Below are 14,122 nucleotides of genomic sequence, written 5' to 3' on the forward strand. Positions count from 1 at the left end.
TTTCCCGGATTGAACAACACTCGCCATGCCTTGCCAGCACGACCAGCAGAAACGGTCCATTATGGCACAAAAAATAAACTGAATAAATATCCAGTGTTTTTGCTATTCTGTCCGCCGATAAATTTTGGAATCCCGCTCTAAAGTGGGCACACGCCAATGTGACGTGATACAATTTTTCGCTTAGACTTTTAGCATCAACTCATCGGGAGACAGCAACATGGCCAGTCGTGGCGTAAACAAAGTGATTCTAGTCGGGAATCTGGGTCAGGATCCGGAAGTGCGCTACATGCCAAATGGTGGCGCGGTAGCCAACATTACGCTGGCCACGTCAGAAAGCTGGCGCGACAAGACAACCGGTGAAAACAAAGAGATCACTGAATGGCACCGCGTTGTGCTGTTCGGCAAGCTGGCAGAAGTGGCTGGCGAATACCTGCGTAAAGGTTCTCAGGTTTACATCGAAGGTCAGCTGCGCACCCGCAAATGGACCGATCAGGCCGGCCAGGAAAAATACACCACTGAAGTGGTAGTTAACGTTGGCGGCACCATGCAGATGCTGGGCGGACGTCAGCAGGGCGCGAACGCAGGTGGCGCACCTTCGGGCGGCCAGGGCGGCGGCAATAACAACGGTTGGGGCCAGCCACAGCAGCCACAACAGCAGCCGCAGGGCGGTGGCAACCAGTTCAGCGGCGGCGCACAACAGCGTCCACAGCAGCAGAGCGCACCAGCCAACAACGAACCGCCAATGGATTTTGACGACGATATTCCGTTCTAAAAATACATTACGTAGTATTTGTTAAGAGCCCCGTAATGCGGGGCTTTTTGTTATTCAAAAGAGGATGTTTTTTTATTTTATCAATCGTTTATCGAATGCAAACGGTAACTTATTTACGCTCGACAGATAACTCTCAAATACCGGATGCTCCGGGTTCAATATCGCATTATTTTCCATCGGAATAATGCTTGAAGGAATGATCAGTGCTGCACCTTCTCTCGATTGCAGCCAACCTGTGCCCAAATCCATAGTTGAAACTGGAGCCGGATCCTGGCGCCAGTCAGCAGGCAAAAAGTCTTCTGAAATGTAGGAGACTTCATCGTCAGGAATCTCGATGCTGAATAAAGTGTACTCATCCAAAATCGACTCGTTCGAAACGTGCACCAGCACTTCAAGCGCGGCAAGTGAAACCGAGGTCGCGACATAAATGGTTGGGTGGCCTTTGTGATTCCAGCGGCCACCATACTGTTTCGCACCGTTGCCGGTCCAGGCTTCAGAAGCGTATAGCGTTTTGGTTAGCCGATAGAAAATCACGAGAAGACACCATGCTCCAAACGGCCAATCAAATCGAGCACATCCAGTGCGCCGCTTTCAGTGGCTAGCAAGGTAATAGGTGCAATGTTGCCTAATCCTTTGACCGGCCGGCTTAACCATTGCGTAGCATCTTCTTTATTACCACCAAACAATTGAACGGCTGCATCCATCACTCGGACGAAGCGGGCTATGCGTTCGCTCTCATCGGGTGACAAGCTTTTACCTGCGCTTTTACGGCGGGCAATATTTCGCTCATTGATGCCAGTGACCTTCATAATTTCGGCTCTACTCATTGCCGACCAATGACGAATGTCATCAATCACCGCGACCGGCAAGCCCGCCTCAAGCATGCGAGTTAGCTCCAATCCGCGTGGGGGTAAGCCAGCAAAGCGCCAAAGTGCATTGTCATGTGATTTGCCATCAGGAATGTAGGCTCTCATAAGATTCTCCAGGTCTGACAAATGTCATACTCTATTATTGACACTTGTCAGAAGTTTTCAATAGCAGAACCTTTAATGCGGTCGCCATTCCCGCAATAACGCTTCCGTCTCACGCACCCGCACCGGATTGTCCGGCATAATCAAATCGGCCCACACTTCGTTGTGCTGATTGATCTGCTGCTGCGCGGAAACATACGTGCGGTCGGCGGTGGTATGCGCATCGGCGGCGACGGTGATGTGATAGCCGAGGCTGGCGCCGACTTTGATGGTGGTATCGACACAGTAATCGGTCGCGCAGCCGCAAATGACGAAGCTTTTAATGTTGAGTTGGTCGAGTTGAGCGGCGAGATCGGTTTGCCAGAAGCTATCGCAAGCGGTCTTATTAATGAAGATGGCGTTGGCTGGCTGCTGCAGCTCGGGCACAATCGCCCAACCAACTGAATCAACTTCTAAACCTGGCCCAACGTGCTGGATGAAGATCACCTGATCGGCCGCAGCGGTTAACTGATTGATTCGCTCACAGCGTCCGGCACGATCAAAACGTGGCGTTGCCAATACGCCATTTTGCATATCCACCACAACTACGACTCGATTCGCCATTTCACTCTCCTAAGTTTGAAGCCTCAGTGTGGATTGCCGACGCGCAGAGGTAAAGCAATTCACCTTTGCATTTCTCGCCACTGCCGCGCATGCTTATAAGCGCTTTTATTTCGGAGGTGTGTCGTGAAGGTGGTTCCTGAAGTCTTTCCATGTGAGCAAGATCGTGCGCAGTTTCAGCATTTCGCTGAGCTGCCGGGCATCGAGCTGTATCAGGCGCACATCTCCCGCTACGCTTTTGAACCGCATACCCATGAAGCCTTTGGCATCGGTACGATTGAGTCCGGCGCCCAGCGTTTTCGCTATCGCGGCGCCAATTACACCGCGCCGCAGCATTCGTTAGTGACGATGAATCCCGATGAGCTGCACACCGGTGAATCTGCCTGCGACGAAGGCTGGCACTATCGCATGATCTATATCGATCCGCGGGAAATGGATCGTCTGACTGGCGATCGTGATTGGTGGTTCACCGATGCACTGCGCATCGATGCGCGACTGGCGCAGCCGTTTTCGCAACTGCTGGCGCAGATGTGGCAGGCGGAAACCACACTGGAGCGCGAAAGCAATTTGCTTGAACTGCTGGAGTTAATGCGTCCGCTGGCGCGTCAGGGACAGCAACGACCTGCCGAAGGTGCACATCGCTTTGATGCGGTAAGAGACTATTTGCGTGAAAACCTCGCCGAACCGGTGCGGCTTGAAGAACTTGCTGCGCTGGCATCACTGTCGCCGTGGCATTTCCTGCGCAGTTTCAAACAGCACTTCCACGTCACGCCGCATCAAATGCTGATGGCTTTTCGTCTGTTCGCCGCAAAACAGCAGCTGGCACGCGGCGACAGTGCGGCAACCGTTGCGGCATCGGTCGGCCTTACCGATCAGGCACATCTCACCCGCGCCTTCGCGCATCGCTACGGCATCACGCCGGGCCGCTATCAAAAACAAGTGTTCCCTTCACGCTAACCGCAATCTGCTACAAGCCTTTCGCCTCCGCCTGCGTCACACTGCAGCGGAATGCCTATAAAGGAAGAGTTTATGTTTGCTGGAATACTGTTTGCGCTGGCAGCGGGATTGATGTGGGGATTGATCTTTGTGGGTCCGCTGCTGATACCGGATTATCCGGGCACTTTGCAATCGGCCGGACGCTACGTCGCCTTTGGATTGGTGGTGTTGCCGCTGGCCTGGCTGGATCGCCGTCGTTTGCGTCAGCTGGCGCGCAAAGATTGGATTGAAGCACTGAAGCTGTCGCTGATTGGCAATCTGCTCTATTACGCGTTTCTCGCCAGCGCGATTCAACGCACCGGCGCGCCCATTTCGACCATGATTATCGGCACCTTACCGGTGGTGATTACTGTGACGGCCAATCTCTGTTATGGCCATCTTGAAGGACGTTTGCCGTGGCGTAAACTGACGCCGGCTTTGCTGATTATTGCCGCAGGCCTGGCTTGCGTGAATGCCGCCGAACTTCAGACGCAAGGTCCCGATTTTGACTGGTCGCGCTATCTCACCGGTTTAGGGTTAGCGGTTCTGGCGGTGGCATGCTGGACATGGTATCCGCTGCGTAATGGTTTATGGTTGCGCGCGCATCCCCAGCATAAGCCATCCAGCTGGGCGACGGCACAAGGTTTGGTGACGCTGCCGCAGGCGTTGGTGTTCTATCTATTGGTCTGCGTACAGCTCCACTGGCAACAACCTGAGTTTGCGCTGCCCTTCGGGCCGCAGCCGCAACGCTTTCTATTATTAATGTTAGGTATCGGGCTGATCTGCTCATGGCTGGGCACACTTTGCTGGAATGCTGCCAGCCAACGCGTGCCGACGGTGATCATGGGGCCGCTGATTGTGTTCGAAACCTTAGCCGGATTGCTGTGGACATTCCTGTGGCGACAAAGCTGGCCGCCGCTGTTAACTGCGGTCGGCATTGGCTGTTTGATTGTTGGCGTAATCTACGCAATGCGCATTAAACCTCAGCCGCATATTACAGCGGTATAAGTCATCAATGAGCGCTGCTGAAAAACATTTCGGCAGCGTACTCCGCTGTATTTTAAGAATTTGACCAACCTCTTTCACACCTCTAATCCCGCTTTCTGACGCTGACCAGGCCGTCGATATAACTTTTCGGCTTATTTCAGCCGCTTTTTCAGCCCTGATTTGTCATAAACAGACATGTCGCTGCGTCCCGCGCGACAGTGTTTGGCCGTATGAAGGCGCACTAAACCTTCATTAATCTTAGTTCTTCCTGGCTATAGCAGGCCCTAAAGCGGAAAAAACCGGCGCGTTAAGGCGGAAAAACATGCATCTAACCTACCGTTTATTGCCGTTTGGCACTGAAGATTGGCACTCGAAAGCCACTTTTTGCTTAAGGGAATAGGGCGATGTTAAGAAAGATTCCATTAATCTTTGGCAAAAAACCATTAAGCGTAACGATGAATAGGGTGCAGTAATTTAACTTATCCCCCACTTTTTGGCTGTTATTGTTTAGGCTCGATAACCTTTCTTATCAGGGTTATTCCTGGCGGCTTGATAAGGAATGTTGGTCTACGCGCGTCAACCGAATGATGAATGAATTCAGGAGTAGGTCCAGTTAATAGCAGAGGTTATGTGTGAACGGTTACACACCGTTGTTCATTAATGCTTAACAGAATTGTCTGCATTCAGGGCTGATGATTAATGTTGGTAAAGTAATAATTGAAGCGCCAATCTCACCGAAATGAGATTGGACTTCGTTTGAATGGCTTGAATAGAGAGACTTTTGCTGATGTGAATCTATTTTACCGCAAAAAAGGAAGCAATTCCGCGATGGTATTCATCAGGAAAAATTGGAGCGAATTGTTATGTTGTGAACGCCGTATTAAATGATCTTCATATCTTCTGGTAAGAACAAATCTCAGCATTAAGTCAAATAACATCGGCCTTAATGGTGTTAGCGATTATCTGTACCTGCAGGATAATGATAAACGCTACGGCTAATATCCAGTAAACGACAGCTACGACGGGTACCTATGTCGAATGTCGTTTGCAGAAAGTTAACCGCCTGACGCTTTTCATTCGTGGTAAAGAAGTTTTTCAATACGCTTTGCAGCATCTCTTTATCGGAACTCAGAGATTGCAGTTCACGCGTGAGGTTAAGAAGCTGATCTTCCAACTCCTTGATTTTGCGGCCTTCCTCGGAAGAGAGCCCAGAAAACTTCTTCTTCCAGCTATAGAAAGTGGCCTCGGAAATGCCAAGCTCCTCACAAATCTCCCTGACTTTCACTCCCGTTTCAGAAGCTTTAATGGCATTTGTGATTTGCTCTTCGCTATATCGTGACTTTCTCATAAATGCTATTACCTTTCTTATCAATTAGTGGATGAGAATTACTGTATTAATATCTGGCACTGCAAAAACACTATTAATTCAGTATTAAAGTGCGCGATTTGAATTGCGAGGGTTAAATTAAGATATTTAGAAGAAATATCATCATGGGATAAATCTTATTTTATTCTGAATGGCATTGAACGCCTTCCTGGCTTTAGGTTTTTGATATAAATTCTCTCCATCCCAAATGCAGAAAAATACTACATTCATTGGAAAATCGGCATAAACCACTTGCAGAAATGTCAGGGTGTGCCAGTAAACCTTTGCTTAGAATTTAAGCTGAAATCGTTTACATCCACCGAGTTTCGCACCGGATATAATCGGAATTTTCCTGAATATAATTCCTAATTGCTGACGCGAGTCTCATTTTTCGGACCAGTTTGGTTTGAAGTTAATAAATTAAGTCAGGCCCACTGAGCGCTTGTTAATTCATTTCAAGGACGTTGTACCGAAAGTTGTTGTAGTTCGTAATACTAAGGATCAGTCAATGAAATTGAGCGTAATGTCTAATGCCGCCTGGATGATGTCTGAAAAGATCGTCTCCGTGTTCGGCGTCATATTTGTGACCTCCTACGTGGCAAAATCCTTTGGTCCAACCATCTTTGGCCAAATGGCGTTTTCGACCTCGCTGTTTTCCATGGTGCAGACCGTGGCGATTTTCGGTACGGAAACCATTCTGTTTAAACGTATCAGTAAGAGTGCGCCGAAAGGGCTGCGCCTGATGACCGTAGCGCGCAACATGCGCATGGTTTTGCTGTTGCTCACATCGCTGCCCGTCTTGATTTGGGTCTGGTACAACATGCAGGAAAACTTCCTCGCCTTTGCACTGGCCTCGTTTATCTCTTCGGTTTTCGTGACGCAGGACACCTTCAGTGTCTACAACAATGCGCGCTTAGCGTCGCGACTGAACACCATCGCCAACTCTGTCGGTTTGCTGCTGGGCTTCAGCTTAAGTTTTGCCATTGCCTGGCTGCACCTCAATCCGCTGTGGCTGACCGTATCGATTGTCGCCGTCACGCTGGTGCCGTATGTGATTAAGCGTTTTAACTTTTACCGCGAAAATCAGGACGTGGCGCCGCCGCAGGATAAGCGCAACACCTATCTGCGCTATTTGCTGTATGCCGGATTACCGCTGGCCATCTCCAGCATCTTTATCTCGGTGCAGGTGAAAGCGGCACAGATGTTCCTGGCGGGCATCGCCTCGGCGCGCGATCTCGGGCTGTTTGCCGCCGCCAATACCATTTCGGCCTCCTGGATTTTTATCCCGGTCGCCATCATCACTTCCTGCTTTTCGGAAATCTTCCGCGAGCGTGGAGAAGCCGCCATCAAGCTGACAGCACGGCTTAATGGTTATGTCATGGGTGTTTCATTGTTGTTGTTAGCGGTGATCGCAATGTACGGCGAAAAAATCATCATCGCTTTATATGGTCACGAGTACACACAGTCAGGAAGTCTCATTACGTTGTTGTCGTTAGCGACCTGCTTTTCGGCGATGGGGACCGTAGCGTATCGCTACATGGTCAAAGAAGGCGGGTTTAATTATCTGTTGAAGAAAATTGTTTGCCTGATGGTGATCAGCTTGCCGCTGTCGTGGTGGCTGATCCAGGGCTACGGCATCATGGGTGCCGCATGGAGCGTTTTCATCTCAGAATTGCTGTCTCTTACCGTAATGAATTACTTCTTCAAAAACGGCGTCATCCAAAAAATCCAGGTTTCCTCACTCAACTACAAAACCTACAAATGAGGTCAGATATGCTCAAGTTGAAAGATGAACTCAGAAGAAGCGTGCAGTACTTCATCAAGAAGATGCCCTGGGCATACCAGGATCGTATCTACTATTTTCATAAGTTCCGCAAACTGCCCAATTTGCGTGAGCCGAAAGTGTTTAACGAGAAGGTGCTGTACCGCAAATTCATCCATGGCGATTATCAGATGTATGGTCGTCTGTCGGACAAATATTCGGTGCGCGAATATATCGCCGAGAAAGTGGGCAGCGAATACCTGATCCCGCTGGTGTACGAGACCAGCGATCCCAGCTCTTTGCACACGCTGCCGAGCTGGAAAAATACCGTTATCAAGCCGAATCACGCCTCTAACATGGTAGAGATTTTGCTGGAAGAGCCGGATGCGCTGAAGAAGCAGCAGATTATTAGCGACTGCCATCGCTGGCTGAAGACCGATTTTGCCAACGAAGCGCGCGAGATTCACTATCGCTACATCAAGCCGCGCATTCTGGTGGAGCAGTACATTGGCGATGGTAAATCGGCGCCGATTGACTACAAGTTCCACATGTTCAACAAGCGCGACGGCAGCTTTGAGTATGTGTTGCAGGTAATCTACAACCGCTGCAATCCGCTGTTGTCGATGAACTTTTACGTCAACAACCTCAATGAGGCGTATCACAAAATTCGTGATACCGGTCTGGACGTGACGCCACAAATGGCCTCGTTGCAGCACGCGTTGGCGTTGAGTAAAAAGCTGGCGAGTGATTTCGATTATGTGCGCGTGGATTGGTACATCGATAAAGAACAGATCTACTTCGGCGAGTTGACCTTTACGCCAGGCGCGGGTTTGGTGACCGGTCTGGATCGCGGGCTCAATCAGATGATGGGTGATATGTGGATTCAGGATCGTCGCGGTACGAAGATACCGGGCATCACGGTGACGGAAGTAACCATTCCTGCCGTATTGAAGAAAATTTAAGTATCACACAGCAAAATAAAAAACCCCGCTTCGGCGGGGTTTTTTATTGGCGGCGATTAAGGCATTGGCCAATCGGTTGGCGTCTGGCTCATCACTTCAATAAAGGCGTTTTTGGAGATTTCCATGAAGTTATGCAGATTCTCCATGCTCAGCGTGATACCGAGCAGGCCGGTGACAAACCAGCAAGACATGCCCACGCCAATACCACCGCACAGCAGCGCCATCACGTGATGACTGTTCTGACGCAGTCGAATTTTCATGGTGCTGGCGAAGAACATCATTACCGCACTCAGGAGTTCCCAGCGCATAACAATCAAACTGGTGGTTAAGGTGGCCATCTGCAAAAACCTCTTAGAATCAGTGATATCCCCGACATTCAATCGACATCACTGGCGGCGAAGAAGGAAGGTCAGGGAAGTCCTTCAGGCCGTCTTACTGAATACAGGAAAGTGTGACTTGGCTCACATTATATCACTCGATTTTAAATTTTGAACAAAATTTATACCGGGTCAGGTAGAAAGATTTTTATCGAACTGGAGGCTAAAGCAGGCAGGAAAAGCGAGGTGCGCCCGCAAGGGGCGCGCAGAAAAGGTTAGCTAACCGGGCAGCACTCGCCGGTTGTACGCTGGGCAAAACTGGTCATGTTGTTGTCTGCACAGTCAAAACTGAGCAAGCGTGGACGCTGAATCATCGCCTGGCGACGCATGGTGTGACGATAAGCGGTAGGCGTTTGTGAGAACTGACGGCGGAACACGCGCGAGAAAGTCTGCTGCGAGTCATAACCGTATTGCATCGCGATATCGAACACCGGACGCTGAGTTTGGCGCAGCGCTTCAGCGGCCAGCGTCAGACGACGTTCGCGAATATAGCCACCCAGCGTTTGTTTCGTGACGGCACGGAACATACGCTGCAGGTGCCATTTTGAGTAACCTGATTTTGCCGCGACTTCATCAATAGACAGCGCTTTATCCAGATTCTGATCGATCCAGTTGGACAGCGAATGAATGATTTCCTGTTGCATCATAGCCTCATCCTTCTGATGTTTTTTGCCTGGTGAGAAATTCGAAGTTTTGCTGGGGTGCGAGTATAATTCCTCAAGTTAACTTGAGGTAAAGGCCCTAAATGAAAAAAGAACGCAATTATCCGAAGCCGGTTTTAACGCCGGGTGAAGTGGCGAAGCGCAGCGGCGTGGCGGTGTCGGCGCTGCACTTTTATGAGACCAAAGGATTGATTTTCAGCTCGCGCAACGGCGGCAATCAACGCCGCTACAGCCGTGACGTGCTGCGTCGCGTGGCCATAATCAAAATTGCGCAACGCATCGGCATTCCGCTGGCGACGGTGAGCGACAGCCTGACACATGTGCCGGCCAATAAGCGCATGTCGACGCAGGAGTGGGATGCGCTGACGCAACACTGGCGTGAGGAGCTGGATAAACGCATCGAAACCCTGACGCGCCTGCGTAACGATCTCGATGGCTGCATTGGCTGCGGCTGTTTATCGATGCGCGATTGCCCGCTACGCAATCCGGGTGACCGCCTGGGCGAGCAAGGTTCGGGTGCGGTGCTACTCGATCCGGAACAAGACGAGCAAAAACGCTGATCGACTATACTTGGCGGAACACTTTTACCGGCAAGGAAACCGTATGATCACCGTTCACCATCTGGAAAACTCCCGCTCGCATCGCGTGTTATGGCTACTGGAAGAGCTCGCGGTGCCTTACCAAATCAAACGCTATCAACGTGAAAACACTCTGCTGGCCCCCGATTCCTTAAAGAAAGTGCATCCGCTAGGGAAATCACCGGTGATTACCGACGGCAATCGCGTGATTGCCGAGTCGGGCGCGATTCTCGAATACCTGCAACTCAAATACGACAGCGAGCATCAGCTGGCGTTGAGTCATGAAGATGAACAGATTCAGGCGCGTTACTGGCTGCATTACGCGGAAGGATCGCTGATGCCGCTGCTGGTAATGAAGCTGGTGTTTGCGCAGTTTGGCAAAAAGCCGGTCCCGTGGCTGCTGCGTCCGGCGGGTATCGCGCTGAGCAAAGGGATTCAGAAAGCCTGGCTGAATAAGCAGCTGGCTTTGCACGGCAGCGTGATTGAAGAGCATCTTACGCAGCATCCATTTTTTGCCGGTTCACGTTTTAGTATCGCCGATGTGCAGATGAGCTTCCCGCTGCTGGCGCTGCAATTGCGTGGTTCACTGCGCGATATGCCCGCCACCGCCCGCTGGCTGGAAACCATGCAGCAGCGCGCTGCCTGGCAACGTGCGATCCAGCAGGGTGGTGAGATTGAGTTGAGCCGCTAAGTTCAGCCAGGTCGCCATGAATGGCGACCCTACGGGGCGAAAGCCTGAATTTATCCTGTCATGTCCGCGATTAGGAGTTGAAAACCCCATGGCAAACGCCAGATAATCGTTTGCCTTTTTTCCGCGTCCCCTTTTACGGCTGGAATACGCGGCGACGTAAACGTTTGCCTGGATTTTCATCATGAAAATCCGCCATCAGGGAACAGCAAACGTGCGCCGCGCGGCGACTCACATCACAAAAATATTGAGGAAGAATTATGTCTGGCGAATCGCGCCCGGCCAGTGGAAAACTGGACGCCTGGTTCAATATCTCTGCACGCGGCAGCAGCGTGCGTCAGGAAGTCTTGGCGGGTCTGACAACGTTTCTGGCGATGGTGTATTCCGTCATCGTGGTGCCCGGCATGCTGGGCAAAGCGGGCTTCTCGCCAACGGCGGTGTTCGTTGCCACCTGCTTAGTCGCTAGCTTTGGTTCGATTGTCATGGGCTTGTGGGCCAACCTGCCAATGGCGATTGGTTGCGCCATCTCGCTGACCGCCTTCACCGCCTTCAGCCTGGTGCTCGGCCAGCATATCAGCGTGCCGGTGGCGCTTGGCGCAGTGTTCCTGATGGGCTTACTGTTCACGCTGATTTCGGTCACCGGCATCCGTGCGTGGATTCTGCGTAATTTGCCGATGGGCGTGGCGCACGGAACCGGTGTCGGTATCGGCTTGTTCCTGCTGCTGATCGCCGCTGACGGCATTGGTTTGGTGGTGAAAAACCCGGCTGCAGGCTTGCCGGTGGCGCTGGGTCAGTTCGCGTCGTTCCCGGTGATCATGTCGCTGGTCGGCCTGGCAGCGATTTTCGGTCTGGAAAAACGCCGCGTGCCGGGCGGCATTCTGCTGACCATCATCACCATCTCGATTCTTGGCCTGATTTTCGATCCGGCGGTGACCTACCAAGGCCTGTTCGCCATGCCGAGCCTGAAGGATGCCAACGGGCAATCGGCGATGTTTAGCCTTGATATCATGGGCGCGCTGCAACCTGTGGTGCTGCCAAGCGTGCTGGCGCTGGTGATGACCGCCGTATTTGATGCCACCGGCACCATTCGCGCGGTAGCGGGGCAGGCGAATCTGCTGGATAAAGAGGGGCAGATCATCAACGGTGGCCGTGCGCTGACAACGGACTCTGTCAGCAGCTTGTTCGCCGGTTTGGTCGGCGCTTCACCGGCTGCGGTCTACATCGAATCGGCGGCAGGAACGGCGGCGGGCGGTAAAACCGGTCTGACGGCGATTGTGGTGGGTTTGCTGTTCCTGGTGATTCTGTTTATGTCGCCGCTGGCCTATCTGGTGCCTGCTTACGCGACAGCTCCGGCATTGATGTACGTTGGCCTGCTGATGCTGAGCAACGTAGCAAAAATCGACTTCAACGACTTCGTTGATGCGATGTCCGGTTTGCTGACTGCAGTGTTCATCGTGCTGACCTGCAACATCGTCACCGGCATCATGCTCGGCTTCGCTTCACTGGTGATTGGCCGCCTGTTTGCCGGCGAGTGGCGCAAGCTGAACGTTGGTACGGTGGTGATTGCTGTTGCGCTGGTGGCGTTCTATGCCGGTGGCTGGGCCATCTGACCTCAAAGTTGAATAATTCCAGGATTATTCGCTTTCTGCTCCACGCCGCACATCGGGTTGCCCCGCTGTGCGGCGTTTTGTTTTACACTTTCCCACGCAACAACATCGCTTTAATGAAATTGATTCGCCTAAGGAAAGCATGGAAATCTTCTTTACTATTCTCATCATGACGCTGGTGGTTTCACTCTCCAGCGTGGCGGCACGTATTCTGCCGTTTCAAATTCCCCTGCCGCTGGTGCAAATTGCCGCCGGTGCACTGCTCGCGTTTCCCGTCTTCGGCCTGCATGTCGATTTTGATCCGGAGCTGTTCCTCGTGCTGTTCATTCCGCCGCTGCTATTCGCGGATGGCTGGAAAACGCCGATTAATGAGTTCCTGCATCACGGTCGCGAAATCATGGGGCTGGCGCTGGTTCTGGTGCTGATCACCGTGGTCGGGATTGGCTACCTGATTTACTGGCTGGTGCCAGGCATTCCGCTGATTCCCGCCTTTGCGCTGGCGGCGGTGCTGTCGCCAACCGATGCCGTGGCGCTGTCCGGCATTGTCGGTGAAGGGCGCATCCCGAAAAAAATCATGTCGATTGTGCAGGGCGAAGCCCTGATGAACGACGCATCGGGTCTGGTATCGCTGAAGTTTGCCGTCGCGGTGGCGATGGGCACCATGGTGTTTACGTGGGGCGGCGCCAGCGTCGAGTTTCTCAAAGTGGCGGTCGGCGGTTTGGTTGCCGGTGTGGCGATATGCTGGCTGTATGGCCGCTCACTGCGTCTGCTAAGCCGCTGGAGCGGTGATGACCCGGCAACCCAAACCGTGCTGCTGCTGCTGTTACCGTTCGCCTCATACCTGATTGCGGAACACCTTGGCGTGTCGGGCATCCTCGCCGCCGTCGCCGCCGGTATGACCATCACGCGTTCCGGCATTATCCGCCAGGCACCGCTGGCGATGCGTCTGCGTGCGAACAGCGTGTGGCAGATGCTGGAGTTTGTGTTCAACGGCATGGTGTTCCTGATGCTCGGCCTGCAACTGCCCGACATCCTTTCCACCTCGATTGCGCAAGCGCAAGCCGATCCCAACGTCGAACTGTGGATGCTGTTTACCGACGTTCTGTTGGTCTACGCCGCGCTGATGGTAGTGCGTTTCGGTTGGTTGTGGATCATGAAGCGCACCAGTATGCGTCTGCTGAAAAAGAAGCCGCTGGAGTTTACCAACTACTCGCTGCGTGAACTGCTGATTGCCTCTTTTGCCGGGGTACGCGGCGCCATCACGCTGGCCGGTGTGCTGTCGATTCCGCTGTTCCTCAGCAACGGCGATCCGTTCCCAGCGCGCTATGAATTGGTGTTCATCGCCACCGGCGTAATCCTGGTGTCGCTGCTGGTGGGTGTGGTGATCTTGCCGATTCTGCTGCGTGACGTTGAGAGCATCGACAAGGTTGGCCATCGTCGTGAGATTCAGTTCGCACGTGCTGCGATGGCGGGCGTGGCGATTGAGAGCCTGCATAAAATGGAGCAGCGTCTCGAAACCGACACCGAAGAGAACATCGATCCGGAACTGCTGAAAGAGGTCAGTTTGCGCGTGATTGGTAATCTGCGTCGCCGCGCGGAGGGCAAAAACGATATCGAACAGGCGCAATTTGCCGAAAACCTCGAACGTCGTTTCCGCCTCAATGCGCTGCGTGCCGAGCGTGCCGAGGTTTATCATCTGCGCGCCACGCAGGAGATCTCCAACGAGACGATGCAGAAACTGCTGCACGATCTCGATCTGCTGGAAGCGCTGCTGATAGAGAAAGAGGAATAGCAGCAAGCCAAACGTAGGGTCGC

General features: G+C 52.5%; 15 protein-coding genes. 9 read left to right on the forward strand and 6 right to left on the reverse strand.

Annotated elements, in window-relative coordinates; translation table 11 throughout:
• Positions 1-217: 217 nt before the first annotated feature.
• Positions 218-772 (forward strand): single-stranded DNA-binding protein SSB1, encoded by a 555-nt coding sequence (ssb1, locus tag RTM06_RS04120; RefSeq protein WP_008109965.1) that lies wholly within the window; start codon positions 218-220, stop codon positions 770-772.
• Positions 773-844: 72 nt separating this feature from the next.
• Here ssb1 and RTM06_RS04125 read toward each other — a convergent pair whose 3' ends face one another.
• The 3 genes from RTM06_RS04125 to RTM06_RS04135 form a co-directional block, all read right to left on the reverse strand.
• Positions 845-1,306, reverse strand: coding sequence for an RES family NAD+ phosphorylase (locus tag RTM06_RS04125; RefSeq protein WP_256698156.1), 462 nt, complete (start codon positions 1,304-1,306; stop codon positions 845-847).
• Positions 1,303-1,746 (reverse strand): antitoxin Xre-like helix-turn-helix domain-containing protein, encoded by a 444-nt coding sequence (locus RTM06_RS04130; RefSeq protein ID WP_101763056.1) that lies wholly within the window; start codon positions 1,744-1,746, stop codon positions 1,303-1,305. The genes RTM06_RS04125 and RTM06_RS04130 overlap by 4 nt, the downstream gene beginning before the upstream one ends.
• A gap of 72 nt (positions 1,747-1,818) precedes the next feature.
• Positions 1,819-2,346 (reverse strand): isochorismatase family protein, encoded by a 528-nt coding sequence (locus RTM06_RS04135; RefSeq protein ID WP_312180129.1) that lies wholly within the window; start codon positions 2,344-2,346, stop codon positions 1,819-1,821.
• Positions 2,347-2,469: 123 nt separating this feature from the next.
• Here RTM06_RS04135 and RTM06_RS04140 point away from each other — a divergent pair, with 123 nt between their 5' ends.
• Both RTM06_RS04140 and RTM06_RS04145 read left to right on the forward strand, forming a co-directional pair.
• Positions 2,470-3,300, forward strand: a complete 831-nt coding sequence (locus RTM06_RS04140; RefSeq protein WP_312180131.1) for an AraC family transcriptional regulator — start codon at positions 2,470-2,472, stop codon at positions 3,298-3,300.
• A gap of 72 nt (positions 3,301-3,372) precedes the next feature.
• Positions 3,373-4,326 carry a DMT family transporter gene (locus RTM06_RS04145; RefSeq protein ID WP_154194875.1) on the forward strand — a complete coding sequence of 318 codons (954 nt, stop codon included), beginning with the start codon at positions 3,373-3,375 and terminating at the stop codon, positions 4,324-4,326.
• Positions 4,327-5,257: 931 nt separating this feature from the next.
• Here the strand turns inward: RTM06_RS04145 and RTM06_RS04150 are convergent.
• Positions 5,258-5,653, reverse strand: a complete 396-nt coding sequence (locus RTM06_RS04150; protein ID WP_008109970.1) for an IS3 family transposase — start codon at positions 5,651-5,653, stop codon at positions 5,258-5,260.
• A 526-nt stretch (positions 5,654-6,179) separates the two neighbouring features.
• On the opposite strand from RTM06_RS04150, the gene RTM06_RS04155 reads away from it, so the two are divergent.
• Both RTM06_RS04155 and RTM06_RS04160 read left to right on the forward strand, forming a co-directional pair.
• The gene (locus tag RTM06_RS04155) at positions 6,180-7,436 is read left to right on the forward strand and encodes a polysaccharide biosynthesis C-terminal domain-containing protein (RefSeq protein WP_008109971.1); all 1,257 of its coding nucleotides are present in this window, start codon (positions 6,180-6,182) and stop codon (positions 7,434-7,436) included.
• 8 nt (positions 7,437-7,444) lie between these two features.
• The gene (locus tag RTM06_RS04160; protein ID WP_008109972.1) at positions 7,445-8,395 is read left to right on the forward strand and encodes an ATP-grasp fold amidoligase family protein; all 951 of its coding nucleotides are present in this window, start codon (positions 7,445-7,447) and stop codon (positions 8,393-8,395) included.
• Positions 8,396-8,451: 56 nt separating this feature from the next.
• On the opposite strand, the gene RTM06_RS04165 is transcribed toward RTM06_RS04160, so the two are convergent.
• Complete coding sequence (locus tag RTM06_RS04165; protein WP_008109973.1) at positions 8,452-8,733, reverse strand: YjcB family protein; 282 nt, start codon at positions 8,731-8,733, stop codon at positions 8,452-8,454.
• A gap of 254 nt (positions 8,734-8,987) precedes the next feature.
• Positions 8,988-9,419, reverse strand: coding sequence for a superoxide response transcriptional regulator SoxS (gene soxS, locus RTM06_RS04170; RefSeq protein WP_036649992.1), 432 nt, complete (start codon positions 9,417-9,419; stop codon positions 8,988-8,990).
• 98 nt (positions 9,420-9,517) lie between these two features.
• On the opposite strand from soxS, the gene soxR reads away from it, so the two are divergent.
• The 4 genes from soxR (at position 9,518) to RTM06_RS04190 (ending at position 14,099) form a co-directional block, all read left to right on the forward strand.
• Positions 9,518-9,994, forward strand: a complete 477-nt coding sequence (soxR, locus tag RTM06_RS04175; protein WP_008109977.1) for a redox-sensitive transcriptional activator SoxR — start codon at positions 9,518-9,520, stop codon at positions 9,992-9,994.
• A gap of 43 nt (positions 9,995-10,037) precedes the next feature.
• Positions 10,038-10,703, forward strand: coding sequence for a glutathione S-transferase family protein (locus RTM06_RS04180; RefSeq protein ID WP_293791886.1), 666 nt, complete (start codon positions 10,038-10,040; stop codon positions 10,701-10,703).
• 257 nt (positions 10,704-10,960) lie between these two features.
• A complete protein-coding gene (locus RTM06_RS04185; RefSeq protein ID WP_312180136.1) occupies positions 10,961-12,310 on the forward strand; it encodes an NCS2 family permease in 1,350 nt (449 codons plus the stop codon).
• 139 nt (positions 12,311-12,449) lie between these two features.
• Positions 12,450-14,099: a Na+/H+ antiporter gene (locus tag RTM06_RS04190; protein WP_256698164.1), complete on the forward strand. Its 1,650-nt coding sequence runs from the start codon at positions 12,450-12,452 to the stop codon at positions 14,097-14,099.
• The last annotated feature ends 23 nt before the right edge of the window (positions 14,100-14,122 follow it).

Source organism: Pantoea sp. CTOTU46764 (genome assembly GCF_031974595.1).
Taxonomy (GTDB): Bacteria; Pseudomonadota; Gammaproteobacteria; order Enterobacterales; family Enterobacteriaceae; genus Pantoea; species Pantoea trifolii.

Excerpts from the sequence above, each read along its gene's own strand:
- soxS (WP_036649992.1), bottom strand. The coding sequence starts at position 9,419 with ATGATGCAACAGGAAATCATTCATTCGCTGTCCAACTGGATCGATCAG.
- RTM06_RS04165 (WP_008109973.1), bottom strand. The coding sequence starts at position 8,733 with ATGGCCACCTTAACCACCAGTTTGATTGTTATGCGCTGGGAACTCCTG.
- ssb1 (WP_008109965.1), top strand. The coding sequence starts at position 218 with ATGGCCAGTCGTGGCGTAAACAAAGTGATTCTAGTCGGGAATCTGGGT.
- RTM06_RS04185 (WP_312180136.1), top strand. The coding sequence starts at position 10,961 with ATGTCTGGCGAATCGCGCCCGGCCAGTGGAAAACTGGACGCCTGGTTC.
- RTM06_RS04150 (WP_008109970.1), bottom strand. The coding sequence starts at position 5,653 with ATGAGAAAGTCACGATATAGCGAAGAGCAAATCACAAATGCCATTAAA.
- RTM06_RS04190 (WP_256698164.1), top strand. The coding sequence starts at position 12,450 with ATGGAAATCTTCTTTACTATTCTCATCATGACGCTGGTGGTTTCACTC.
- RTM06_RS04130 (WP_101763056.1), bottom strand. The coding sequence starts at position 1,746 with ATGAGAGCCTACATTCCTGATGGCAAATCACATGACAATGCACTTTGG.
- RTM06_RS04160 (WP_008109972.1), top strand. The coding sequence starts at position 7,445 with ATGCTCAAGTTGAAAGATGAACTCAGAAGAAGCGTGCAGTACTTCATC.
- RTM06_RS04155 (WP_008109971.1), top strand. The coding sequence starts at position 6,180 with ATGAAATTGAGCGTAATGTCTAATGCCGCCTGGATGATGTCTGAAAAG.
- soxR (WP_008109977.1), top strand. The coding sequence starts at position 9,518 with ATGAAAAAAGAACGCAATTATCCGAAGCCGGTTTTAACGCCGGGTGAA.
- RTM06_RS04145 (WP_154194875.1), top strand. The coding sequence starts at position 3,373 with ATGTTTGCTGGAATACTGTTTGCGCTGGCAGCGGGATTGATGTGGGGA.
- RTM06_RS04180 (WP_293791886.1), top strand. The coding sequence starts at position 10,038 with ATGATCACCGTTCACCATCTGGAAAACTCCCGCTCGCATCGCGTGTTA.
- RTM06_RS04135 (WP_312180129.1), bottom strand. The coding sequence starts at position 2,346 with ATGGCGAATCGAGTCGTAGTTGTGGTGGATATGCAAAATGGCGTATTG.